This window comes from Sphingomonas sp. IC4-52, assembly GCF_020707225.1.
GTDB lineage: Bacteria > Pseudomonadota > Alphaproteobacteria > Sphingomonadales > Sphingomonadaceae > Sphingomonas.
The window spans coordinates 16,729-41,245 of the sequence record NZ_JAJFEU010000004.1 but is presented as its reverse complement, the minus strand read 5'-3'; the positions used below and the strand labels follow the sequence as shown (position 1 = coordinate 41,245).

Below are 24,517 nucleotides of genomic sequence, written 5' to 3'. Positions count from 1 at the left end.
AGACCGTTCACTCCTCGGCCGAGCCATAGTCCGAGATATGGCGGCGCGGCCCGCCATCACCCTTGCGGTTCAGGGCCTGGCGAACGCGGTCGAGCAGGTCGGCGCGGCGATAGGGCTTACCCAGGACGTCGAGCCCGCTGCGCAGCGGACCATCGGCGACCAGTTCCTCGTTATAGCCGGTCGTCATCAGCACCGGCACGTCAGGCGCGATCTTGGCGATTTCCTGTGCCAGCACGATTCCGTTGATGCCGCCTGGCATGACGAGATCGGTGAACACGAGATCGATCGATTCCTCGGGCGCGCTCCGGAAGGCGGCCAAGCCCTCTTCGCCGGTTTCGGCGGTGGTGATCCGGTAGCCGACCTCCTCCAAGATCTCCCGCGCAAGGGCGAGGACTTCCGGGCTGTCTTCGACCACCAGGATGTGGGCGCCCGACTGATTTGACGATGCCGGCTTGCTGTTTTGCTGCGGCTCAGGGGCGAGATCGCGTTCGTCGCGGGCGGCGACGGGGAACAGCATCCGGACCGTGGTTCCCTTGCCCGGCGTGCTCTCGATCTCCAGCCGCCCACGCGACTGCTGAACGAAGCCGCTCGCCATGGCGAGGCCCAGGCCGGTGCCCTTGCCCACACCCTTGGTCGTGAAGAACGGCTCGACCGCGCGTTCGATCACCTCCGGCGTCATGCCTTCGCCCTCGTCGCGCACCTGCACTGCGACATATTCGCCGGGCGAGAGGCCGCGCGACGCAGCGTCGCCGTTCAGCCGCACCCGGGCGGTGGAAAGCTCGATCACTCCGCCGGTCGGCATCGCATCCTTGGCATTGAGCGCGATGTTGAGGACCGCCATTTCGAGTTGCTGCGGATCGAGCAGCGCCTTGGGCAGGCCCCGGCGCAGGCTGAAGTGAAGCTCCACCTTCTTGCCGAGCGCGCTTTCCATCACGTCGGCGAAGCTGTTGAGGCACTCGCTGACGTCCACCGGCCGGGGATCGAGCCGGGTCTTGCGTGCAAAGGCGAGCAATTGGCCGGTGAGCTTTGCGCCGCGTTCAGCGGCCCCTCGCGCACTTGCCAGATAGCGCAGCACGCGTTCATCGGAGCTGCGGGCCACGGCGAGCTCGAGATTGCCGTTCACCACCTGAAGCAGATTGTTGAAATCGTGCGCAAGGCCGGCAGTGAGCTGTCCCACCGCCTCCATCTTCTGCGCCTGCAGGTACGATCTTTCGCTTTCGCGTCGGCGGGTGACGTCGAGCTGGCTGGCGAAGAAGTAGAGCAGCTTGCCGGATGTGTCATAGACCGGGCCGATGAATACTGCGTTCCAGAACGGCGTTCCGTCGCGCTTGTAGTTCAGGATCTCCAGCGCGATCGACTGGTTCGCGGCCACGGCATCGCGCAGTTCGGCCACGCTTTCCGAATCGGTGCGAGCGCCCTGAAGGAACCGGCAGTTGCGGCCGAGAACTTCCTCCTCCTCATAGAGGGTGAGGTCGAGAAAGGCCTTGTTGGCAAAGACGATCGGGTTATCGGGCTGATGCGGATCGGTGAGGATCATCGGCATCCGCGTCATCTCGATAGCGGCGAAGAAGACGTTGCCGCGATTGTTCAAGCCAGGTTCGGTGATGGTGCTTTCGCGCCAGTGCCGCTTGCCGTCGCTGCTGGCGCCCAGCGGCTCGTGCGCGCCTACGTCCATCGCGCCCGCAGCGGGGACGCCAGCGCTCTGGCCGTTACCTTCAATGTCGATGGTGGTGTTCCCGGAGTCCTTTTCCGCCACGTCGTCATCCGAATTAACCGCATTTGGCCGGCCATTTACCGGGCGGTGGTTCGCATTAGAAGAGTCTATTCAGCCAGTTGTTCCGGGAATGGCTGGACGCGACAGGTTGTTGCGCGGGCGGTGGCTGCCACGTAACGGCGGGCGTATGAAGCTCCTGTCCTCGGCAGCAATTGCTGCGCTCGCCCTTTCGCTTGCCACCAACGCCGCCGCGGAAATGCAGCGCTACAGCGTAATCTTCGGGGGCAAGAACGTGGGCCATCTGAATGCCGATGTGCAGGGCGACCGCACGGCCATCGACTTCGATTACAAGAACAACGGCCGCGGCCCGACGATGAAAGAGACCCTGCAGCTCGATGCCAAGGGCCTGCCTGTCGCCTGGGACATCAACGGCACAACCACCTTCGGCTCCAAGGTCGAGGAGCATTTCGCGCGACAAGGGGCGCAGGCCACTTGGACGGATGCTACCGGCAAGGGGACGGCCAACGCCACGGGTTCGGCCGTCTATGTGGCCCAGAGCGGCAGCCCCTGGGCGACCGCACTTTATGCCCGCGCCATCATGAAGGCGGGCGGCACCACGATCACCGCACTGCCGGGTGGGACGCTGACGCTGACCAAGGGCGAGACGCTGACGGTGAACGGCACCGGCGGGCCACTGAAGGTCACGCGTTATGATCTCGGCGGGATCGAGACCACGCCGGACACGGTCCTTCTCGACGAGAAGGGCGAGATGTTCGCGAGCGTGTCTCCCCGGCAGGTGATCGTGCGCGCCGGCTATGAGGATGAAGCGGAGCGGCTGAAGACCCTGGCCGCGCAATGGTCCACCGATCGGTTTGTCGCGATCAACAAGAAGGTGGCGCACCGCTATTCGGGAACGGTGCGCATCCGCAACGTGCGGGTGTTCGATTCGAAGACCGGCACGGTCGGCGCGCCGGCGTCGGTGCTGGTATCCGGCAACAAGATCATGGGCGTCGAGCCGTTGACGCAGAAGGGCGGCAAGGGCGAGGTCGTGATCGACGGCGCTGGCGGCACGATCATTCCGGGCATGTACGAGATGCACGCCCACACCGGACAGGAAGGCGCGCTGCTGAACCTGGTCGCCGGCGTCACCACCATGCGCGACATGGGCAATGACAATGCGGTGCTCGACAAGCTGATCGAGCGCATCGACGGCGGCGTGATCGCCGGGCCGCGCATCGTTCGCGCGGGCTTCATCGAAGGCAAGAGCCAGTTCAGCGCCAACAACGGCATTCTCGTCAACAGCGAGGCGGAGGCCGTTGCGGCAGTCCGCTGGTATGCCGACCATGGCGGCTATTGGGGCGTGAAGTCGTACAACAGCATGAATCCGGCGTGGATCCCCGCGCTGGTGAAGGAAGCCCATGCGCGCGGCCTGAAGGTGGCCGGCCACGTGCCCGCGTTCGCCACCGCCGATCAGATGATCGAGGCCGGGTTCGACGAAATGACCCATATCAACCAGTTCATGCTGCAATGGGTGATCAAGCCGACCGAGGACACGCGTACGCTGTTCCGGCTGACCGCGCTGAAGCGGCTGCCATCGCTGGATCTCAACAGCGAACGGGTGCAGCATACGATGGGCCTCGTCACCGCGCGCAAGACGCCGATCGACGTGACGCTTGGCATCCACGAGAACCTGCTGCTCAATCGCGATGGCCAGATGGCACCGGGTGCGGCGGACTATTTCGATCACTTGCCGATCGGCGCTCAGCGCGGTCTGAAGCAGGCGTGGATCGACGCAACCGCGCCGGGCGATGATGCGGCGTATCGCGGCGCCTATGACAAGATCGTCGCGACGGTGCGGATGCTGAACGAGCGCGGCGCGATGATCGTGCCGGGCACCGATACGGGCGGATCCTTCACCTTTCACCGCGAACTGGAACTGTACCAGCAGGTCGGCATGACGCCGGCGCAGATCCTGACCCGCGCGACCTGGGATATGGCCAAGTACCTCAGGCAGGATGCGACGCTCGGCTCAGTCGAGAAGGGCAAGCTGGCTGACTTCTTCCTGGTGCCGGGCGATCCGACCAAGGATTTCAAGGCGGTCAAGAGCATCGCCATGGTCGTGAAGGACGGCACCTTCTATTATCCGGCAGAAGTCTATCCCGAGTTCGGCATCAAGCCGTTCGCGCCCGCGCCCTTGGTGAGCGGCGCTGCCAACTGATCGGCTGCGCGGGGCGGTCTTGGCCGCCTCGCGCACCCGGTGGTGCAGGGGTGAGGCCCCGCGCCTTTCCCGCCCTGCCGCCGGCAAGCTTTCGCTGGCCGATGAGCCTCGAAAAACCGTGGCGGATCACCATCTTGCTGATCATGCCCACCAACGCACCGCTGGTTCTTGCCTTTGGCGACAGCCTTGTCGCCGGATATGGCCTTGCTGCCGACCAGAGCTTCCCCGCCCAGCTTCAACATCGCCTGCGCGAGCGGCACGACGGGGCGCGGGTGATCAATGCCGGCGTGTCGGGCAACACCAGCGGCGACGCCCGGCGCCGTCTGCCGGGTGTGCTGTCGCGGCTGACCGAGCGTCCGGATCTCGCCATCGTGCAAATTGGCGCCAATGACGTTTTGCGGGGCCTCTCGCCCGCGCAAACGGAGGGCAATCTGGACGCGATCCTCCTTGAGTTCAGCCGCTGTGACATCCCGGTTCTGCTGACCACGCTGGAGCCGCCGGCGTTCCTGCGTGCGCGAACCGGCGCTTTTCTGGGCATCCATCAGGAGGTTGCCGCGCGACACGGCACGCTGCTGGCCAGCTTCTTCCCGCCCGGTGTTCTCGGCCATCCGACCATGGTGCTCGCCGACCGAATTCACCCCAATGGTGCCGCGATCACCGCTGTTGTCGACCATCTGCTGCCGACGATTGAACGCGCGCTTTCGCCCGTTGCCGCGGCGCGCGCCGCCTAACGGTTTGATCGATCCGGCAGTTTGTTCCTGAAGAACTGATCGATTTCCTCGCTGTCGCTGACGAATTTATGTCGCTTTCAACGGCGCCGCATCGGCCTAGTCTTGGCGCACAATGTGCCGAGGATGAGGAGATCCCCCATGGACGCGACGACCAGCGGCTGCCCGGTTACCGGAAGCCCCCTCAGCGATCATTCCAAGGAACCGGCCGCGCTTCGCAAGTTGCTCGGCCGTACGAACCGGGATTGGTGGCCGAACCAGCTTTCGCTGGAAATTCTTCAACAGAATGGCCTGTCGGGAAATCCGATGGGCGACGATTTCGATTACGCAGCCGAATTCAAGACGCTCGACCTGGAAGCAGTGAAGGCTGATCTGCGCGCGCTGATGACCGACAGCCAGCCGTGGTGGCCGGCCGATTATGGTCACTATGGCCCGTTCTTCATCCGCATGGCGTGGCACTCGGCCGGCACCTATCGCACCGGCGACGGGCGCGGCGGTTCGTCATCGGGCGCGCAGCGGTTCGCCCCCCTCAACAGCTGGCCGGATAACGGCAACCTCGACAAGGCGCGGCGCCTGCTGTGGCCGATCAAGCAGAAGTACGGCCGCAAGCTGAGCTGGGCCGACCTGTTCATCCTGACCGGCAATGTCGCGATCGAATCGATGGGCGGCCCGGTGTTCGGTTTCGGCGGCGGGCGCGAGGACGTGTTCGAGCCCGAGAAGGACATCTACTGGGGCACCGAGGAGGAATGGCTCGGCCAGACGCGCATCGACGAGAAGTCGGGGCTGGCGCTGGAGAACCCGCTCGCGGCGATCCAGATGGGCCTCATCTACGTCAATCCGGAAGGGCCGGGCGGCGAGCCTGATCCCAAGGGTTCGGCGCGCGACATCCGCGAGACGTTCCACCGCATGGGCATGAACGACGAGGAAGTCGTGGCGCTCACCGCCGGCGGCCACACCTTCGGCAAGGCGCATGGCGCGGGCGACGCATCGCTCGTCGGCGCAGAGCCGGAAGGCGCGGACATTGCGCAGATGGGCCTCGGCTGGACGTCCACCCACGAGAGCGGCATGGGCGATCACACGATCACCAGCGGCATCGAGGGCGCGTGGACGCCGACCCCGACGAAATGGGACATGACCTATTTCGAGATGCTGCTCGACCACGAATATGAGCTGGTGAAGAGCCCGGCCGGTGCGTGGCAGTGGCAGCCGATCGGCAACCCGCCTGAGACGCTGGCGCCCAAGGCCCATACGCCCGGCGTCAAGGTGCCGACAATGATGACCACCGCCGACATGGCGATGAAGGTCGACCCGAAGTACCGCGAGATCTCCGAGCGGTTCCGCAGCAATCCGGACCTGTTCGCCGATGCCTTCGCCCGCGCGTGGTTCAAGCTGTGCCACCGCGACATGGGGCCCAAGATCCGCTACTTCGGCCCGGACGTGCCGGCAGAGGATCTGATCTGGCAGGATCCGATCCCGAAGGCCGATTACGCCCCGATCGATGCGGCGGACGTCCAGGCGCTGAAGCAGAAGATCGCGGATTCCGGCCTGTCGACGAGCGAGCTGGTGAAGACGGCCTGGGCCTCGGCCTCGACCTATCGCCAGTCCGACCATCGCGGCGGCGCCAATGGCGCGCGCATTCGGCTGGAGCCGCAGCGCAGCTGGGACGTCAACGAGCCCGAGAAGCTCGCCAAGGTGCTCGACGTCTATGAACGCATCAAGGCGGACTTCGACGGCAGCGCGAGCGGCGGCAAGAAGGTGTCGATCGCCGACCTGATCGTGCTGGGCGGCAGCGTGGGCGTGGAGCAGGCGGCGAAGGCGGCCGGTCATGACATCGAGGTGCCGTTCACCCCGGGCCGCACCGACGCGACGGAAGAGCAGACCGATGCCGCGAGCTTCGATGTGCTGGAGCCAAAGGCCGATGGCTTCCGCAACTACCTGCAGGTGCGGTTCAACGTGCCGACCGAGGAGCTGCTGGTCGACCGGGCGCAGCTGCTGGGGCTGAGCGGGCCGGAGATGACGGTGCTGGTCGGCGGGATGCGCGTGATCGGCGCCAACCATGGCGATACCGACCATGGCGTGCTGACCGACAAGCCGGGGCAGCTGACGAACGATTATTTCGTCAACCTGCTCGACATGGGCACGGCGTGGAAGCAGGTCGATGAGAAGAGCGACGAGCTCTACATCGGTACCGATCGCGCCACCGACGAGCCGCGCTGGCGGGCATCGCGCACCGACCTGGTGTTCGGCGCCAATTCGCAGCTGCGCGCGCTGGCCGAAGTCTATGCCTGCGACGACGCGAAGGAGAAGTTCGTGAAGGACTTCGTCGCGGCCTGGACCAAGGTGATGGAAGCCGATCGCTTCGACCTGAAGTACAAGTAATCGCAGCCTAGACGGTGACACAGGGGCCGCGGCATCCACGGGTGCCGCGGCCCTATGCGTATGCAGAGACCGTTACGGTGGCGGAACCGTGGCACGCGGCGCGCCGTTCAGCACCGGATGGCAGATGAACCGCACAGCGTCGGCGACATACTCGACCGACTTGACGAACTGGCAGACGAGAAGGACGAAGTGTCGCTCGGTCAGACGATCGAGGCGTTCGGAAACCGAAGCTACGCTCCCTTTCTGGTCATCATCCCGCTGATCGACATCTCGCCGGTGGGCTCGATACCCGGCTTGCCCACTGTGCTGGCGCTGGTGATCGTGCTGACCGCTGTGCAAATGCTGTTCGGCCGAAAGCATCTCTGGCTGCCGGGTTTTCTTGCCAATCGCTCGCTCAGTTCCGAGAAAGTGAAGAAGGCGGTCGAGAAGGTCCGGCCGGTCGGCAAGCGGATGGACAAGTGGTTCCACGGACGGCTGCCGGGGCTGACGAAGGGGCCGATGGTCAGGGTGGCGGCTGCTGCGATCCTCGTGCTGACCCTGGCGATCCCGCCACTGGAGCTATTGCCGCTGGCGACCACGGCGCCGATGGCTGCGATCGCGGCGTTCGGCATGGCCTTGCTGGTCAAGGACGGTCTGCTGATGATCGTCGCCTTCGTGGCGGCTGGAGCGGCGCTGGCGGTGGCGGCCGGCCTGCTCAGTTCGCGCGCCTAGCCTTCGGTTAAAGGGCGCGTTGAGCGCTGGGACGATCGTCGCCCAGTGACATGCCGGCCGGTCGGCGGTCAGGCTTCTCGCCTTATCGGCGCCTGTCGTTGTCACGCAGAGCGCGATTGTCCGCCCGGGTGACGACGTTCGGGCAGGAGGAGTGCGGCACGTTCCGCACTCCCTCACGGCGTTCAGCGGCGCGGCTTGGCCTTGGTTGCCGGCTTCGCGTTGCCCGCGGGCTTGGCGCTGGGGAGCGTTGCGGGTGCGTCCAGCGACGGCGGCGGGGTGACCGGCGCTGCCTGATAAGGCGGAGGATTATCGGCCGCGATATAAGCGTGGAGGATACGCGTGGGGTTCGCCGGCGGCTCGCCCTTTTCGATCGCATCGACATATTGCATGCCCTGAAGCACGCGCCCGAAAACGGTGTACTTACCGTCCAGGCTGAGGCGCGGCATCAGCATGATGTAGAACTGGCTGTTTGCGCTGTTTTCGTCCTGGGCGCGGGCCGCCGCGACCGCACCGCGTACGTGCGGCAGGTAATTGAACTCAGCCTTCACGTCAGGCAGGTCCGATCCGCCGGTGCCGTCGCCCTGCGGGTCGCCGCCCTGGGCCATGAAGCCGTCGATCACGCGGTGGAACGTGAGGCCGTCATAGAACTTGCGACGGGTCAGGTTCTTGATCCGGCGTACCATGTCGGGCGCCACGTCGGGGCGCAGCCAGATGGACACGCGGCCGCCGCTCGACAGGTCCAGCAACCAGGTATTCTCAAGGTCGGTCGTGGGCGGCGGCGTGTAGCGCTGCTTGGAAGCGGTTGCGGTCGCCTGCGTTTCCGGGGTTTTTTCCTGGGCCATGGCCGGCCCTGCCAGCAACGCTGCCAGCATCGCGATCATTCCAACAAACCGCATCGTCTTCCCAACCAGATCGTTTGACCAGGCCCTAAACCAGATCGCGCCTTGCGCCAAACTGAACTGCGCGACCGTGCGCGTTGCCCCTGAGGGCGTCGGCCTTGTGCCGCCGGAAGGGGTTACCTGCCGCGGCGCCCGGTCTCCGCGACACGCGCGACGACTTCCTCGCGCACCGCCGGGGTCACGAACTTGCCGATCTCACCACCGAAAATGGCGATTTCCTTGACCAGCCGGCTGGCGATCGGCTGCAATGCCACGTCGGCCATCAGGAAGACCGTCTCGATGCGATCATTCAACTGCTGGTTCATGCCCGCCATCTGATATTCGTATTCGAAGTCAGCAACGGCGCGCAGGCCGCGGACGATCACGCTCGCCCCTTCACGCTCGGCAAAGTCCATCAGCAACAGGTCGAAGCTGACCACGTCGATAGTCGCATCCAGGCTGGCGCATTCGCGCTTCACCATCATCATGCGTTCTTCCAGGCTGAACATCGGGCTTTTCGACGGATTGGTCGTCACGCCGATTACCAGCCGATCGACCAGCTTCGCGCCGCGGCGGATGATATCCATGTGGCCGAGGGTGATCGGGTCGAAAGTGCCTGGATAAACGCCGATGCGAGTGGTCATGCTCAATGGTCCCTTTGAAGCACGAAGCGCGCGATGTCGCGGAGCAGGTCCGCCTCGGGCCCGTAGTGGCGAAGATGGGCGATCGACTGATCGACCAGCAACCGGCAGCGTTCGCGGGCCGGCTCAATGCCCAGCAAGGAGACGAAGGTTTCCTTGCCTGCGCCCGCATCCTTGCGCAGCTTCTTGCCGGCGAGTGCCTCGTCGCCTTCCACATCGAGGAGATCGTCGACGATCTGGAAGGCCAGGCCGACATCCCGGGCATAACCACGCAGGTGAACGCGACCTTCCGGCGGCACACGGCCAAGGATCGCCCCTGCCTCCACCGCTGCCAGGATCAGGGCCCCCGTCTTCATCGCCTGCAGACGCGTAACGGTGGTGAGATCAAAGCTCGCGCGCTCGGCCTCAAGGTCCATCATTTGGCCGCCGGCCATACCGGCGGGCCCGGCCGCACGGGCAAGATCGAGCACCAGTTCCGCGCGTACGAACGGATCGGGATGGGTCGCCGGATCGGCGAGAACCTCGAATGCCAGCGCATGCAGGCAGTCGCCGGCCAGGATCGCGGTTGCTTCGCCAAACTGCTTGTGAACGGTGGGCCGGCCGCGCCGCAGATCGTCATCGTCCATCGCCGGCAGATCATCATGGATCAGCGAATAGACGTGGATCGCCTCCAGAGCCGTGGCGACACGCGCGGCGCACTCCATGTCACAGTTGAACAGCCGAGCGGTGGCGAAAACCAGCAAAGGACGCAGCCGCTTGCCGCCATCGATCGCTGCGTGGCGCATGGCACGATAGAGATCCGCGCGCGGATCATCCGGGATCGTCAGGAGTGCGTCGAACCGGGCGTCGATCTCGCGCGCGGTGTCGGCCAGTGCCGCTGCAAGCGCAGGGGACGGGCTCATCCGGCGGTGAACGGCGTGCTGGTCGCGCGACCTTCCGCGTCGAGCCGGATTGCCTCAATGCGCGCTTGCGCGGCATCGAGCCGTTCGGCGCAACGCGCGCGCAGCGCATTGCCGCGTTCGTAAAGCTCGATTGCGTCCTGCAGCGGGGTGTCCCCGGACTCGAGGCGTGCGACGATCGACTCGAGTTCCTTGAGCGCGGCCTCGAACGTCAGGCTCTCCACAGGATTGTCCATGCGCGCGCTATGGGCCACGCCACCGCCAGGGGTCAAGGATACGCGCCGCTCAGCAATCGTTTGAGGCAATATGTTTCAAACCATCAACCCGGCCACCGGCGAGCCACTTGCTCGCTATCCTGAACTGAACGACCACGAGATCGAGGAGCGCCTCGACGCAGCGCGCGCCGGGTGGGACGAGTGGCGCATCACGGATTACGAGACGCGATGCGGGCTGCTGGAGCGGATCGCGGAAGCATTTGAGACCGACAAGCGTCGTTTGGCGGAGATCGCGACTCGCGAGATGGGCAAAACGCTGAAGTCCGCGATCGCCGAGGTGGAAAAGTGCGTCGCGGCTTTCCGCTATTATGCGGAAAATGGGCCGGCGATGCTGGCCCCCCGCGAGGTGAAGGTGCCGGGCGGCACGGCGACCACCCACTATCTTCCAATCGGGCCTGTGTTGGCCGTGATGCCGTGGAACTTCCCATATTGGCAGGTTGTGCGCTGGCTTGCACCCACGATCATGGCCGGCAACGCCGGTTTGCTGAAACATGCCTCTGTTTCCCAAGGCGTCGCGGCCGCCATGGAAGAGCGCGTTCGATCGGCCGGCGCGCCTGCCGGCCTGTTCCAGAACCTTCCGATCAAGAGCGACAAGGTGGCGAGGCTGATCGCGGATGACCGGATTTCGGCGGTGACCCTGACGGGCAGCGAAGGGGCCGGCGCGAAAGTGGCGGAGGCCGCGGGTGCGGCGTTGAAAAAGGTTGTCCTGGAACTTGGCGGTTCCGATCCGTTCATCGTCATGCCGTCTGCCGATCTGGATGCCGCAGCCAAAGCGGCGGTGACAGCCCGCGTCCAGAACACCGGGCAATCCTGCATTTGCGCCAAAAGGATGATTGTGCACACCGACGTGTACGACGCCTTTCTGGAGAAGTTTGCCGCCGGGATGAAGGCGGTGGTGGCGGGTGATCCGATGGATGACGCAACTCAGATGGGTCCGCTGTCCAGCGAGGAGCAGCGCCAGACCGTGGTTGATCAGCTCGCCCGGATCCGGAAGGCGGGTGGACGCCTGCTGTTCGGCGGCGAGGCGTTGCCGGGGAAGGGCGCCTTCATGTCGGCAGGGATATTGGTGGACGTCCCCATCGACGATCCCGCGGCGCAGGAGGAGTTGTTCGGGCCGGTTGCCATGGTATTTCGCGCAAATGACATGGATGCGACGATCGCACTGGCGAACGACGTTCCGTTCGGTCTCGGCGCCTCGGTCTGGACCGAGGATCGGGAAGAGCAGGCGCGCTTCGCCCGCGATATCGCCTCGGGCATGATGGCGGTAAACAAGATGCTTGCCTCCACGCCCGAAGCGCCGTTTGGCGGCATCAAGCGATCAGGCCATGGTCGTGAGCTGGGCAGTTACGGCCTTCACGAATTCATGAACTTGAAGACCGTGTTCAACTGACGCTGAAGGGGGCGCCCCTTCGGGTGATTTGCGTTCCGTTCGTTCGAGGCCATCGGGCGCGAGCGATCGCTGATGCTTCCGTGTAGCCGCTCAGGCTCAGCGCACCAGGCGCTCGGCCGTCCACGTCACGAGAATGGAGGCGCTGGCAACGCCCAGGTCCACAGCCGCCTGGAAGCGCGCCGGCGCGGCATCACGACTGTCATGGGTCAAAATCTGTACATCGGCGCTTGGCCGATCAACGGTGGCAAGCGCCGTCAACGACAGCGCACCAGCGGCTAGGGCGATCTGACGACGGTTGACCATGTTGGTGACGCTATCCCGGCTATCAGTCGTGCGCAATCCGGCACAAACCGTAACACTGCCGCGCACTGACGTGCCGCCGCGACGGAATACCCGGCGCGGCGGCAGCAGTAGGTTCGATTGCTCAGTTGGTCGGCGTTGCCGCCGCGGCTGGAGCGGCGCCGCGGTAGCGATCGAACCAGGCAAGGATTGCGCTCGCCTTCGCCGCGGATTGCGACGGGCGACTGGTGAAGCCGCCATGGCTGGCGCCCGGCACCTTCACGAGGGCAGTTGGCACACCGGCGATCTGGAGCGCGGCATAATATTGCTCACTCTCGCTCACGGGCGTGCGGTAATCCTCGCTACCCACCACCACTAGCGTCGGCGTCTTCACGTTGCCGACGAGACTGAGCGGCGAGCGGTTCCAATAACCCATGGGATCTTCCCACGGCAGCTTGGAGAACCAGTAGCGCGACGTGAACAGCGTGTTGTCCATCGTCAGCGCCTCGCTGATCCAGTTGATCACCGGCTTCTGCGTGGCCGCCGCCTTGAACCGGTTGGTCTTCCCGACGATCCAGGAGGTGAGCACGCCGCCGCCCGAGCCGCCGGTGACGAACAGGTTGTTGGGATCGGCCACGCCTTCGGCGATCGTCGCATCCACCGCGGCCATGAGATCGTCATAGTCCTGGCTGGGGTAGTTCTTGTCGATCAGGTTCGCGAATTCGGCGCCGTAGGAGGTGGAGCCGCGCGGGTTGGTCCACAGCACCGCGTAGCCGCCCGAGGCATAGAGCTGGACGTCGGTCGCGAAGCTGGGGCCATAGGCGGAATGCGGCCCACCGTGGATCTCCAGGATCAGCGGCACGCGGGTACCCGGCTGCCAGCCCGGCGGGGTGGCGAGCCAGGCGTCGATCGGGCGGCCGTCCGGCGCCGTCACCGGGACCTTGCGCACCGGTGCCAGCGTCTTGGAGGCGGTGAGCACGGCGTTGAGGTTCGTCAGGCGGCGCGCCTTGCCGCCGCTCCACACCCATACGTCCGCGGGTGCCGAGGCGTCACCGCCGGTGTACGCCACGGTGCCGCCGCGCGAGACGGAGAAGTCGCCGCCCGTATAGGGGCGGTCGAGCCCGCCGCCGGCGAGATTATCCGCAAGCACCGTCGAACGCCCGTCGAGCCCGATGCGGGCGAGCTTGCGCTGCCCCTTGTCGTCATAGCTGGCGTAGAGCGAGCGGCCGTCGCCGGCCCATTGCGCGTCCTCGATCGAGCGATCGAGCGACGCGGTCAGCGAGCGTGGCGCCGCAGCGTTCGCATCGCCGACGTAAAGCTCCGCATTGGTATAGGCGCGGCGCTTGTCGTCGAAGCCGATCCAGGCGATTCGGCTGCCGTCATCAGAATAGCGCGGTGCGGCATCCGGGCCGTCGCGGCTGGTGAGCGTGCGCAGCGTGCCGCTGTTCGCATCGACCGCGATCACCTCGGAATTCATCACCTGGCGCTCGGCATCGGGGCCGCGGATGGCGGAGAACAGGATGGTGCGGCCATCGGCACTCCACGAAAGCGGGCCGCCATCGTCGAACTTGCCGAAGGTGAGCTGCTGCGCCGCGCCGCCTTCTGCCGCGACGACAAAGAGATGGTCATAGCCGGGCTTGCGATAGCCGGGTCCGTCGTTGCGATAGGTGATGCGGTCGATCACCTCGAGCGGCTCGGCCCATTTCGCACCCTCCGGCTTCGCGGGCGCCTTGCCGAGCGTGGTCGGCTGGCCGGCAACGGTGGCGATATAGGCGATGCGCTTGCCGTCAGGCGACCAGGCGAGGCTGTTCGGGTCACCCGGCAGGCTGGTGACGCGGGTGCTGGCGCCGGTCGCGACCCACCGAACGAACAGCTGCGCACGATCGCCGTCCGCGGCGACATAGGCGATGCGCGTGCCGTCCGGTGACCAGCGCGGGCTTGAGCCGCTGGTAGCGAAGGGCGATTGCTTGCCGCTCGCGACATCGATCAGCCACAGCGAGGACTGCATCCGATCGCTCATGATGTCGCCGGTGCGGCGGACGTAGACGATGGTGCGGCCGTCGGGGCTGATCTGCGGATCGGCGGCGATCGAGAGGCCGAAGAGATCAGCGCCGGTGAAGGTGCGGGTGGGGCCGTCGACCGGGGCAGCGTTGGTCTGCTGCTGGGCCGCGACAGGCGCGGCGGCGATGGCGGTGCAGGCGAGAAGCAAGGACAAGATGCGCATCAACGTCTCCGGTGAGGATGCGGCGTTGAAGCGCGATCGGGCGTGGCGCGCAAGCGGTGGATTGCGCGCGGTGGTTCAGGCGCGGGTGGCGGTAATCAGGTAATTGAGCGCGAGCGAGTCCGAGAGGGTGAAGCCGGCGGTCGGCGAGAAGCTGAGCCCGCGCGTTTCGCGCACGGTGAGGCCGGCCTTGTCGAGCAGCTCGGTCAGTTCCTCTGGCGTCAGGAACTTGTCCCAATTATGCGTGCCCTTCGGGATCCGGCCGGTCCCTTCGGCAAGCGTGATCATCGCGACGCGCGACAGCGGGGTGCGATTGGGGGTGGAGAGAATCAGCAGGCCGCCCTCCGCCAGCGCGCCGGCGAGGCCGGCGACGAAGGACGCAGGATCGGCGACATGCTCGATCACCTCGAGGCAGGTGACGAGGTCGAACGTCTCGCCCGCCACTGCCTCCACGCCGCCGGCGCGATAATCGATGACGAGACCGCTCGCGTGCGCGTGCTCGCGCGCCACCGCGATATTTTCGGGCGCGGCGTCGATCGCGGTGACGGCGGCGCCAAGGCGCTTCAACGGCTCCGCCAGCAGGCCGGCGCCGCAACCGACATCGAGCGCGGTCTTGCCGGCAAGCGGCGTGAAGCTCGCCGGATCGAGATCGAAGTGCCGGTCGGCCTGTTCGCGGATGTAGCGCAGCCGCACCGGGTTCAGCCGGTGGAGCATCGCCGAGGAACCGCGCGGATCCCACCAGTCCTTCGCCATCGCGCCGAAATGCGCCGCCTCGGTCGCGACGATGCTCGCGTGATCGGGGCTCGCGTGATCGGGGCTGGCGTAATCGGGGCTGCTTGCGCCGGGGCTGGCCGGAGCGGTATCGGTTGTTACGGTTGCGTCCACCATGGGGCGCTCCTATCAGGCGCGCCTGTTTTCCCCAAGCTCCGAGAGTATTCCCGTGGCCCGCATCGTCATGAAATTCGGCGGCACCTCGATGGCGGGGATCGAGCGGATTCGCTCGGTCGCCGCGCGGGTGAAACGCGAGGCGGCGGCCGGCAACGAAGTGGCGGTGGTGGTTTCCGCCATGGCTGGCGAGACCGACCGGCTGGTGAACTTCTGCCGCGAAGCGAGCGCGCTCTACGATCCCAAGGAATATGACGTCGTCGTTTCCGCCGGCGAGCAGATCACCAGCGGGCTGCTGGCGATCGCGCTGCAGGCGATCGGCGTGCCGGCGCGTTCCTGGCTGGGCTGGCAGCTGCCGGTCAACACGTCCGGCGCGTTCGCCAAGGCGCGGATCGAAACGATCGATGCCGAGGCACTGCTCGCCAGCATGGGTGCGGGCGAAGTGGCGGTGATCCCCGGCTTCCAGGGCGTGCATGAGGGGCGCGTGACGACGCTGGGCCGTGGCGGCTCCGACACGTCGGCGGTGGCGGTGGCGGCAGCGATCAAGGCCGATCGCTGCGACATCTACACCGACGTCGACGGCGTCTATACCACCGATCCGCGCATCGTGCCGCGCGCGCGCAAGCTCGCCAAGGTGACGTATGAGGAAATGCTGGAGCTCGCCAGCGTCGGCGCCAAGGTGCTGCAGACGCGCTCGGTGGGCCTGGCGATGAAGGAAAACGTCCGCGTCCAGGTGCTCTCGTCGTTCACCGGCGACGATGCGCCGATGGCGGATACACTGCCCGGTACGATGATCGTGGGCGAAGAGGAGGTTGAAGACGTGGAACGCCAGCTGATCACCGGCATCGCGCACGACAAGAACGAAGCGAAGATCACGCTGACCGCAGTGCCCGACAAGCCGGGTTCGGTGTCGGCGATCTTCGAGCCGCTGGCCGCGGCGAACATCAACGTCGACATGATCATCCAGAATATCGCGCACGATCACGGAGCGCGGGGCTCGGGCTCGACGGACGTGACCTTCACCGTGCCGGCGGCGGACCTCGCGCGATCAATCGAGACGCTGAACCAGGCGCGTGCGGCGATCGGCTTCGAGGAGCTGGTGCACGACACGCGCGTGGCGAAGATCAGCGTCGTCGGCGTCGGCATGCGCAGCCATGCGGGCGTCGCGAGCACGATGTTCTCGACGCTGGGCGCGCGCGGGATCAACATCCTTGCGATCTCGACCAGCGAGATCAAGGTCAGCGTGCTGATCAACGAGGACGAGACCGAGCTGGCGGTGCGCGTGCTGCACACCGCCTACGGCCTCGACGCCGACGAGGCGGCCTGAGCCGCTAGGTCAGCATGATCGCCGCCGCGATGATCAGCGCGGCGACGATCAGGGCGGCCGCGAGGATGCGGCTGTCGAACGGCTGCGCCGGGGCAGCCGTTGGCGGGGCCTCCGCGCGGCGGACGAGCGCGCGGATCAGACGCGGGAGATCGTCTCCCAGCCGATCGACCTCCAGTGCGACGGCGGCGGCGCGGCGTGACCAGCGTTCCGGCGATAGCCGCTCCATCACCAGCCGGCCGCTTGCCCGGCGCATCGCGGCGGCGAGATCGAAGTCGGGCTCGATCGCGCCGAGCACGCCATCCAATGTGATCAGCGCCTTGAACAAAAGCAGCAGATCGGGCGGGAAGGCGAGCTTCTCCTCGCGCAGCGTGCCGAACAGGTCGGCGACGAGATCGGCCAGCACCAGACGGCGGCCGTGGCGGACCACCAGCCCCTCCGCGATCGGCATGAAGCGCGGGACCTGATGTTCCAGTTCGGCCCAGCGGGCGAGCGTTTCGGCGAGGAGCGCGGGATCGTCGGTGACCAGTGCCTGGACGAAGGCGATGAATTCCTCACGCCGGCGCGGGCTGACGTGGCCGATGAGGCCGAAATCGATCATGCCGATGCGGTTGCCGGGCAAGCACAGGAGGTTGCCGGGGTGCGGATCGCCGTGGAAGCGGCCGTTGATGAGCGCCATCTGAAGCACGATGTCCGCGCCCGAGGCGGCGATCACGGCGGGGTCGATCCCGGCATCCCGCAGCACCTGGGCGTTGCGCGGCGGCACGCCGCGGATGTGGTCCATCACGATCAGCGCTTCGGACGTATAATCCCAGTGGATGCGCGGGATCAGCACGCGGGAGTCGCGCGCGAAATCGTCGCGCAGCAGATCGGCGTTGCGGCCCTCGTTGGCGAAATCGAGTTCGCCCAGGATCGCGCTGCCGAGCTGGCGGATGAGCTTGGTCGCGCCGAAGCGGCGGGCCTCCGCATTGGAGCGCTCCATAACGCGGGCGACCTCACCGAGCAGGCGGAGATCCGCCTCCATTCGCGGGCGGATGCCGGGGCGGCGGATCTTGACCACCACGGCGGTGCCGTCGTGCAGCGTTGCGCGGTGGACCTGCGCCATCGAGGCGGCGGCGAGCGGCTCGGCATCGAAGTGGGCGAACACCGTTTCGGGCGGCTCGCCGAGCGCGGTCTCGACGGCGGGGCGGAGCTCCTCGAAGGGCAGGCGCGGGGCCGAGCTTTGCAGCTGTTCGAATGCGGCGATCCATTGGGGCGGCAGGATATCCGCGCGGGTCGCCATGATCTGGCCGAGCTTCACCCAGGTGGGGCCGAGCGCCTCGAGCGCGCGGCGGGTGCGATCGGGCAGATCGAACGGCTCGGGCTGGTCCTGCGCGCCGCCGAGCCCGAGGCGGGCGAGCAGCACGTCGAGGCCGAAGCGCGACATGACGGCGGCGACCTCGCCCAGCCGGGCGCGATCGCGGGCGGCGACTTTCAGCGTTCCCAGCATTCCGGTCACTCGCCGATCAGGTGAAGCGCGACCTGCCGGCGGTGCGACGCGCGGCGATGCTCGAAGAGGTAGATGCCCTGCCACGTGCCGAGCACCGCGCGGCCGTTCGCGACGGGGATCGAGAGGCTGGTGGCGGTGAGCGCCGATCGCAAATGCGCGGGCATGTCGTCCGGCCCCTCATCGTCATGCTCGTAATCGCGCGATTTGGGGGCGATGCGGGCGAGGTAGCGTTCCATGTCGCGGCGTGCGGCGGGGGCGGCATTCTCCTGGATCAGCAGCGAGGCGGAGGTGTGGCGGATGAAGAGGGTGAGGAGGCCCTGATCCACCCCGGTCGAGGCGACCCAGGCCACAACGTCGCGGGTGAATTCGTGCAGGCCCTGGCCGGGCGCAGTAACAATCAATTCGGTGGCGTGCTGCCGCATGTTTGTCTCCGCTGCGCGACCGGTGTAGCGGCGCGGTGATGAACGATACCAAGATTGACCGTTCCGGTTCCGCCCGTCTCGCCCGCCGCATGGAGCGCGGCGCCGCATTCCTCGGCAGCGAAGTGGCCATCATGGCCGGCGCGATGAGCTGGGTGAGCGAGCGCAATCTGGTCGCCGCTATGTCGAACGCCGGCGGTTTCGGCGTGATCGCGTGCGGGGCGATGACGGTCGAGCTGCTCGACAAGGAGATCGCCGCGACCAAGGCGCTGACCGACAAGCCGTTCGGCGTGAACCTGATCACCATGCACCCCGACCTGATGGCGCTGATCGAGGTGTGCGCGAAGCACGAGGTAGGCCATGTCGTGCTGGCAGGCGGGCTGCCGCCCAAGGGCTCGCTGGAGGCGATCAAGGCGAGCGGCGCCAAGGTCATCTGCTTTGCGCCGACGCTGGCGCTGGCGAAGAAGCTGATCCGCTCGGGCGTGGATGCTTTGGTGATCGAGGGGTCGGAAGCGGGCGGGCATATCGGCCCGGTTTCGACCAGCGTGCTGGCGCAGGAGATCCTGCCGGCGATCGCCAATGACGTGCCGGTGTTCATCGCTGGCGGCATCGGGCGCGGCGAGGCGATCGCGGGCTATCTCGACATGGGTGCAGCGGGCGTCCAGCTCGGCACGCGCTTCGTCTGCGCGACCGAATCGATCGCGCATCCCAAGTTCAAGCAGGCCTTCATCCGCGCCTCTGCCCGCGACGCGGTGGCGAGCGTGCAGATCGACCCGCGGCTGCCGGTGATCCCGGTGCGCGCGCTGAAGAATGCCGGCGGCGAGCTGTTCACCGCCAAGCAGCGCGAAGTGGCGCAGGCGCTGGACGAAGGCGCGGTGGCGATGGCCGAAGCGCAGCTGCAGATCGAACATTATTGGGCCGGTGCGCTGCGCCGCGCGGTGATCGATGGCGATGTCGAGCATGGCAGCGTGATGGCGGGCCAGTCGGTCGGCATGGTCACCAAGGAAGAGCCGCTGGCCGACATCATCGCATCGCTGATAGCCGAGGCGGCGCAGGCGCTGGAGCAGCGCGCGGCATAGCTCCAAGCTCTCGTCGACGCCCGCCTGATCATGGGCGGGCGTTGCCCGTTCAGCCGATCATGGGCGGGCCAAAGACGGACCAGCCAGTGCGGTGTGCCAGCATCTCAAGCGCGCGCACGCCCAGCATCGAATTTCCGTGCTGATCAAGATTAGGTGACCACACCGCGATCGCGGCGGTTTCCGGAACGACGGCAAGGATTCCGCCGCCGACGCCGCTCTTTGCCGGCAGCCCGACACGCAGCGCAAAATCTCCTGACCCGTCATAATGGCCGCACGTCATCATCAAGGCGAGCAGCTTGCGCATGCGCCGGGCAATCGCATCCGCTTCCTCGTAGGCCGGATTGCGCCGGGTACGGGCGAGGAACAGGCCCGTTCGCGCCAGGCCCTCGCAATCCAACATGATGGCGCACTGCCTGACATAGGCCTCCATCACCTCGTCTACCGACGAGTGGAGATTGCCGTGGTGGCGCATGAAGCTCATCATGGCGCGGTTGAGATCGCCGGCTTCGTGCTCAGACGCCAGCACGTCCTGATCCAGGTCGATAACTGTCCGCCCGCTGTGCTGGCGGACGAAGTTCACCACCGCACTGGCCTGGGCATCCTCGTCCAAAGCTTCGACGAGGATATCCACGACCGCGAGGGCACCTGCGTTCACGAAGGGGTTGCGCGGCACCCCTGCGGTTCGCTCCAGATCGACGATTGAGTTGAACGGATCACCAGACGGTTCGCGTCCCACCCGTTTGAAGACATCATCCCCGATCGCGCACAGGGCAAGCTCCAACGCGAAAACCTTGGCAATGCTCTGTAGCGGAAAGAGGGTTTTCGCCGCCCCCGCGGACAAAAGTTCGCCGTTCGCAGTGGTGACGGCGATGCCGAAAGGGCCGGGGGAAAGCCCTTCCTCCTTGGCATCGGCAGCCCGCTCGATCTCCTCTGCGTTCTCGCTGATCTCCCGTGCGATGTCCGTCACAATCTGGTTCAACTCTTCCACCGCCGGGGTCTGCGTCATACCGTCTCCGATCTTGATCTGGGTTGGGCCAACAACGTCGCCTGCACCGATTCGGTGCCCTGTCGGCGAGGCGCATGCAGGAACCGGCATCAGCGCGGTGCCAGTGGATCCCGGATCATTGGAGGGATCGGGTTCCTTTACCTTGCATTCACCCATGGGCCGGCACAGCATCGGGTAGTAGCGCCGGGGGGAGAACGGAGCCGCCATGTCACGCGTAACGCAAGCCATCGTCGCCGTCGCAGCCATCGCTGCGGTGGCTGCCTGCGCCTCCCGGCCAAAGGAAGTGGCGGTGGTCGTGCCGCCTCCTGAGCCTCCGGCTGTTCCGGTCCACGTCACGCCCCCGATCACGCCAATCAACCGCGGGCTCTCTCCAGCGGCGACGGTATGGCACATGCGGGTGGCACTGAACGTCGCGGCGCTCGCCTGCCGCGGGGCGCAGGAAGCGACCATCGTGCAACGCTACAATGCCATGCTGGCGACGCACAAAGCCACATTGGCGAGCGCACAGACGCAGCTTTCCGAACAGTATCGCGCCGGTGGGGGAGACTGGCAGGATCGCTATGACGACGCGATGACCAGGCTCTACAACTTCTTCTCGCAGGCGCAGGCGCGCGAGGCATTCTGCACCGCCGCGGCAGCGACGCTGGCCGAATCAGAGCGCCTGACGCCCGGTGAGTTGCAGACGTTCGCCGCGGCTGTGCTGCCGACCCTTGATGCGCCATTTGCCGAAATGCTGGCGCCCCGCCCGATGATTGCGCTCGCAGCGCCGGTTTCGGTCCCGGTTGTTGGCGGCGCACCGGCCGCGGCGATACCGGTGTCGCGCGCAACGGCTGTTGTCATGCAGCCCACCGCGCCCGCCTCTGTCTCGGTCGCGCGGCCCAGCCCGCTGCCGGCGCCTGCGACCTCATCGAGTGCCGCGGTACCCTCCCGAAGCGTCGCTTCCGGGGCGGGCGTGGCTGCGGCGGCCGGAACAAGGCCGGCGAATGCCGCAGCGGGGCCGAACGCGACCCGGCTTGCTGCCGCGGGCCCGTCATCGACGGCCAATAAACCTGCGGCTGCGGTTGGCACGCGGGCAGCACCGCCGCCGGCCGCGCGCGCTCCGGCGGTCGCGCGCCGGGTGCCCTGGATCGAGGTTGATGCCGCGGTTCTCCGCGACTGATCAGATCGGCCCCATGGGGCTACCCGAGCCGGCAACGTTCGGTTAACAACGGCGAAATGGAAACCGGCCAAGCCGACCAGCCTCTGGAAGGGCGCTTTGCCGGCGTAGAGCATCGCTTGCCCGTGCGCGTTTATTTCGAGGACACGGACCTGTCCGGGGTCGTATATCACGCCAATTACCTGCGCTTCATGGAGCGTGCCCGATCGGACATGCTTCGGCTGGCCGGCGTGGACCAGCGTGCCGCGCACGAGACGGGCACCGGCGCCTATGCCGTGGCAAGCCTTGCCATCCGCTATCGGGCACCCGCCCGACTGGACGATGCGCTGGTTGTCTGCACGCGCGTGACGGCGGTTGGCGCAGCGAGTGTTTCCATTCATCAGAGAGTCATGCGCGACACGCTTGTGCTGGCCGAGGCGGATGTCGTGGCGGCGCTCGTGGCGCCATCTGGACGGCCGCGGCGGCAACCGCGCGACTGGATCGACCGTTTTGCCGCTCTCGTCGACAAGGGGGAAAAGAGGCCTTGAACCCGTTCTTCAATACCGACGCTGCCACGCTTTCACCCGTTGCGCTGTTCCTGCAGGCCGACATCGTCGTGAAGCTGGTGATGTTCGGCCTGCTCGCCGCAAGCATCTGGACCTGGGCAATTATTTTCATGTTCTGGCGCAAGCTGGGTCGTACCCGGCGCGCAACAGAGACGTTCGAGCGCGATTTCTGGAAGGCCGATGACATCGATGCCTTCTACAAAACGCGGGCTGACGAGGATCTGCCGAGCGCGCGTGTGTTCGCAGCCGGCGTTGCCGAATGGCGCCGCTCCACTCAGGGCGCCGTGATCGATCGCGGGGGTACGCGCGAACGTTTGGCGACCACCATGGGCGCAGCGGTCGCAAGCGAGATCGATAAGCTGTCCGATCGGTTGAACGTGCTGGCGACCGTTGGATCGGTGGCGCCCTTCGTCGGCCTGTTCGGGACGGTGTGGGGCATCATGCGCAGCTTCACCAGCATCGCCAGCCAGCAGAACACCAGCCTTGCGGTAGTGGCGCCCGGCATCGCCGAGGCACTTTTCGCGACTGCGATCGGCCTGTTCGCAGCGATCCCGGCCGTCATTGCGTACAATCGCTTCAGCCATGGCATCAACCGCATCGAGGCGCGGCTGAACCGCTTCGCCGACGGGTTCCACGCAACCCTGTCGCGTCAGCTGGACCGCGAGCGGTGAGCGGCCCGGTGAGCCTTCCTATCGTTGCTCCGAAGAGCTGAACGATGGCGATGCCGCTTCCCTCACAGCGATCCGGCGGGCGCCGCGCTCCGATGGCAGACATCAACGTCACGCCGCTGGTCGACGTCATGCTCGTGCTGCTGATCATCTTCATGGTCACCGCGCCGCTGCTGACCGCCGGCGTGCCGGTGAACCTGCCTGACAGCCGCGCCAAGCCGCTGGACCAGGACAAGGAGCCGACCGAGATCTCGCTTGACGCGGACGGCCGGATCTTCATCGCCAAGGACGAAGTGTCTGAGGACGCGCTGGCCGCTCGGCTCGACGCGATCGCGGCGCAGTCGGGTGAAGGCGATCCGCCGCAGGTGTATCTTCGTGCCGACCGTGCGCTCGATTACGGGCGGGTGATGCGCGTGATGGGCGAACTGAACCGTGCCGGGCTGAACCGCGTGGCGCTGGTGACGATCGGGGACGAGTAACCCGGATGGAGCGGGCGGAAAAGGTTGGGCTTGGAGTAGCGGGCGCAGGGCATTTGATCCTGTTCGGCCTGCTGTCTGTCGGCTTTCTCTCCACCCCCAATCCAGAGAAGCTGAAACAGCAGCCGATCGACGTCAGCCTGGTGAAGGACGTGGGGCTGGAAGCGACCGCGCCGCAAGCAGTGGAGGAGCCGGCGCAGTCGGTCGCCCCGGAGACTGGCGAGCCGGACGATGCCGCGCCGCCCGCGCCGGCCGAGCCCGAACCTGCGCCCGCGCCTGAGCCCGAACCCGCGCCGCCGCAGCCAGCCCCAAAGCCTGAGCCGCCGAAGCCCGCACCCAAGGCGGCGCCCAAGCAGGAGCCCAAGCCCAAGCCGGCGCCGCCCAAGCCGCAGCCTGCGCCCAAGCCGGACGAGAAGCCGCAGCCCAAGCCAAAGCCGAGGCCGAACCCGGCGGCCGAGCGCGAAGCGGCGAAGAAAGCCGCAGCGGCTGAAACTGCCGCGAAGGAAGCTGCAGCTGCCAAGGCGAAGGCCGCAGCGGAGGCGAAGGCAAAGGCAGCGGCGGATGCGCGCGCAAAGGCCGCAGCGGACGCCAAGGCCAAGGCCGCGGCAGCTGCCAAGGCGCGTGGATCGGGATCGGACAGCCAGTCGAAGGCGACGAAACCGCGCGGCGGCCGGCTGGGCGATGATTTCCTGAAGGGCTTGACGACCGAACCTTCGACCAGCCGGAGCCAGACGCCCCGCGCTGCGAAGATCGATGCAACCGCGCTCGCCTCGATCGTTCAGGCGATCGCACGTCAGATCCAGCCATGCGCGGATCGTCAGGTCGACCCAGGCCCGGGCGCGAATGAGATCGTGACGACGCTGAACCTGCGCCTCAACGAGAATGGCACGCTTGCCGCTACTCCGACCGTGGTCCGCCAGACCGGCGTTACCGCCCAGAACGAGCGCTACGCTCAACGGGTCAAGGATCTGGGCATCGCGGCGTTCAAGGGGTGTTCCCCGTTGAAACTGCCGCCGGAATATTACGACACGCCTAATGGCGGATGGAACAACATCAACTTCAAGTGGAAGCTGCGGTGACGTTTGCCTGATACGCGTGTCGCGCGGGGCCGATCCGCCGATGCCTGGTTCATGTGCG

Annotated in this window: 23 protein-coding genes; 12 read left to right on the top strand and 11 right to left on the bottom strand. The window is 66.5% G+C overall.

The window, feature by feature from the left end; all coding sequences use genetic code 11:
* Positions 1–7 precede the first annotated feature (7 nt).
* Positions 8–1,756: an ATP-binding protein gene (locus tag LK535_RS11070; RefSeq protein WP_227771972.1), complete on the bottom strand. Its 1,749-nt coding sequence runs from the start codon at positions 1,754–1,756 to the stop codon at positions 8–10.
* A 145-nt stretch (positions 1,757–1,901) separates the two neighbouring features.
* On the opposite strand from LK535_RS11070, the gene LK535_RS11065 reads away from it, so the two are divergent.
* From LK535_RS11065 to LK535_RS11050, 4 genes are all read left to right on the top strand, one after another.
* A complete protein-coding gene (locus tag LK535_RS11065; RefSeq protein WP_227771971.1) occupies positions 1,902–3,932 on the top strand; it encodes an amidohydrolase family protein in 2,031 nt (676 codons plus the stop codon).
* Between the two features lie 101 nt (positions 3,933–4,033).
* The gene (locus LK535_RS11060; protein ID WP_227771970.1) at positions 4,034–4,663 is read left to right on the top strand and encodes an arylesterase; all 630 of its coding nucleotides are present in this window, start codon (positions 4,034–4,036) and stop codon (positions 4,661–4,663) included.
* 138 nt (positions 4,664–4,801) lie between these two features.
* Positions 4,802–7,039 carry a catalase/peroxidase HPI gene (gene katG / locus LK535_RS11055; protein WP_227771969.1) on the top strand — a complete coding sequence of 746 codons (2,238 nt, stop codon included), beginning with the start codon at positions 4,802–4,804 and terminating at the stop codon, positions 7,037–7,039.
* 117 nt (positions 7,040–7,156) lie between these two features.
* Entirely contained in the window at positions 7,157–7,750 is a 594-nt protein-coding gene (locus LK535_RS11050; protein ID WP_227771968.1) for an exopolysaccharide biosynthesis protein, read from the top strand.
* A 182-nt stretch (positions 7,751–7,932) separates the two neighbouring features.
* Here the strand turns inward: LK535_RS11050 and LK535_RS11045 are convergent, their stop codons facing one another.
* The 4 genes from LK535_RS11045 to LK535_RS11030 all read right to left on the bottom strand — a co-directional run bounded on the left by LK535_RS11045 (position 7,933) and on the right by LK535_RS11030 (position 10,404).
* Positions 7,933–8,646: a peptidylprolyl isomerase gene (locus tag LK535_RS11045; RefSeq protein WP_227771967.1), complete on the bottom strand. Its 714-nt coding sequence runs from the start codon at positions 8,644–8,646 to the stop codon at positions 7,933–7,935.
* Positions 8,647–8,765: 119 nt separating this feature from the next.
* Positions 8,766–9,272 (bottom strand): pantetheine-phosphate adenylyltransferase, encoded by a 507-nt coding sequence (gene coaD, locus LK535_RS11040; RefSeq protein WP_227771966.1) that lies wholly within the window; start codon positions 9,270–9,272, stop codon positions 8,766–8,768.
* A gap of 2 nt (positions 9,273–9,274) precedes the next feature.
* The gene (locus LK535_RS11035) at positions 9,275–10,171 is read right to left on the bottom strand and encodes a polyprenyl synthetase family protein (RefSeq protein WP_227771965.1); all 897 of its coding nucleotides are present in this window, start codon (positions 10,169–10,171) and stop codon (positions 9,275–9,277) included.
* Entirely contained in the window at positions 10,168–10,404 is a 237-nt protein-coding gene (locus LK535_RS11030; RefSeq protein ID WP_227771964.1) for an exodeoxyribonuclease VII small subunit, read from the bottom strand. Before LK535_RS11030 ends, LK535_RS11035 begins: the two co-directional genes overlap by 4 nt.
* 70 nt (positions 10,405–10,474) lie before the next feature.
* Here LK535_RS11030 and LK535_RS11025 point away from each other — a divergent pair, with 70 nt between their 5' ends.
* Complete coding sequence (locus LK535_RS11025; protein WP_227771963.1) at positions 10,475–11,833, top strand: NAD-dependent succinate-semialdehyde dehydrogenase; 1,359 nt, start codon at positions 10,475–10,477, stop codon at positions 11,831–11,833.
* Positions 11,834–11,929: 96 nt separating this feature from the next.
* Here LK535_RS11025 and LK535_RS11020 read toward each other — a convergent pair whose 3' ends face one another.
* The 3 genes from LK535_RS11020 to ubiG all read right to left on the bottom strand — a co-directional run bounded on the left by LK535_RS11020 (position 11,930) and on the right by ubiG (position 15,221).
* Complete coding sequence (locus tag LK535_RS11020; RefSeq protein ID WP_227771962.1) at positions 11,930–12,136, bottom strand: hypothetical protein; 207 nt, start codon at positions 12,134–12,136, stop codon at positions 11,930–11,932.
* 121 nt (positions 12,137–12,257) lie between these two features.
* A complete protein-coding gene (locus LK535_RS11015; protein WP_227771961.1) occupies positions 12,258–14,336 on the bottom strand; it encodes an alpha/beta hydrolase family protein in 2,079 nt (692 codons plus the stop codon).
* Between the two features lie 75 nt (positions 14,337–14,411).
* Positions 14,412–15,221, bottom strand: a complete 810-nt coding sequence (ubiG, locus tag LK535_RS11010; RefSeq protein WP_227771960.1) for a bifunctional 2-polyprenyl-6-hydroxyphenol methylase/3-demethylubiquinol 3-O-methyltransferase UbiG — start codon at positions 15,219–15,221, stop codon at positions 14,412–14,414.
* Positions 15,222–15,273: 52 nt separating this feature from the next.
* On the opposite strand from ubiG, the gene LK535_RS11005 reads away from it, so the two are divergent.
* On the top strand, positions 15,274–16,545 hold the full coding sequence (locus LK535_RS11005) for an aspartate kinase (RefSeq protein ID WP_227771959.1): 1,272 nt from the start codon (positions 15,274–15,276) through the stop codon (positions 16,543–16,545).
* A 4-nt stretch (positions 16,546–16,549) separates the two neighbouring features.
* Here LK535_RS11005 and LK535_RS11000 read toward each other — a convergent pair whose 3' ends face one another.
* Positions 16,550–18,031 (bottom strand): ABC1 kinase family protein, encoded by a 1,482-nt coding sequence (locus tag LK535_RS11000; RefSeq protein ID WP_227772270.1) that lies wholly within the window; start codon positions 18,029–18,031, stop codon positions 16,550–16,552.
* Positions 18,032–18,036: 5 nt separating this feature from the next.
* The gene (locus LK535_RS10995) at positions 18,037–18,453 is read right to left on the bottom strand and encodes a secondary thiamine-phosphate synthase enzyme YjbQ (RefSeq protein WP_227771958.1); all 417 of its coding nucleotides are present in this window, start codon (positions 18,451–18,453) and stop codon (positions 18,037–18,039) included.
* A gap of 89 nt (positions 18,454–18,542) precedes the next feature.
* Here LK535_RS10995 and LK535_RS10990 point away from each other — a divergent pair, with 89 nt between their 5' ends.
* A complete protein-coding gene (locus LK535_RS10990) occupies positions 18,543–19,529 on the top strand; it encodes an NAD(P)H-dependent flavin oxidoreductase (protein ID WP_227772269.1) in 987 nt (328 codons plus the stop codon).
* A gap of 49 nt (positions 19,530–19,578) precedes the next feature.
* On the opposite strand, the gene glsA is transcribed toward LK535_RS10990, so the two are convergent.
* Positions 19,579–20,535, bottom strand: a complete 957-nt coding sequence (glsA, locus tag LK535_RS10985) for a glutaminase A (protein ID WP_227771957.1) — start codon at positions 20,533–20,535, stop codon at positions 19,579–19,581.
* Between the two features lie 205 nt (positions 20,536–20,740).
* Between glsA and LK535_RS10980 the strand changes: the two genes are divergently transcribed.
* From LK535_RS10980 to LK535_RS10960, 5 genes are read left to right on the top strand one after another with little or no spacing between them, the layout of a single operon-like run.
* Complete coding sequence (locus LK535_RS10980) at positions 20,741–21,694, top strand: hypothetical protein (RefSeq protein WP_227771956.1); 954 nt, start codon at positions 20,741–20,743, stop codon at positions 21,692–21,694.
* A gap of 56 nt (positions 21,695–21,750) precedes the next feature.
* Positions 21,751–22,218, top strand: a complete 468-nt coding sequence (gene ybgC, locus LK535_RS10975) for a tol-pal system-associated acyl-CoA thioesterase (protein ID WP_321576558.1) — start codon at positions 21,751–21,753, stop codon at positions 22,216–22,218.
* On the top strand, positions 22,215–22,907 hold the full coding sequence (gene tolQ, locus LK535_RS10970) for a protein TolQ (protein WP_227771955.1): 693 nt from the start codon (positions 22,215–22,217) through the stop codon (positions 22,905–22,907). Before ybgC ends, tolQ begins: the two co-directional genes overlap by 4 nt.
* A gap of 44 nt (positions 22,908–22,951) precedes the next feature.
* Positions 22,952–23,383 carry a protein TolR gene (tolR, locus tag LK535_RS10965; RefSeq protein WP_227771954.1) on the top strand — a complete coding sequence of 144 codons (432 nt, stop codon included), beginning with the start codon at positions 22,952–22,954 and terminating at the stop codon, positions 23,381–23,383.
* A gap of 5 nt (positions 23,384–23,388) precedes the next feature.
* Entirely contained in the window at positions 23,389–24,459 is a 1,071-nt protein-coding gene (locus LK535_RS10960; protein WP_227771953.1) for a cell envelope biogenesis protein TolA, read from the top strand.
* Positions 24,460–24,517 lie beyond the last annotated feature (58 nt).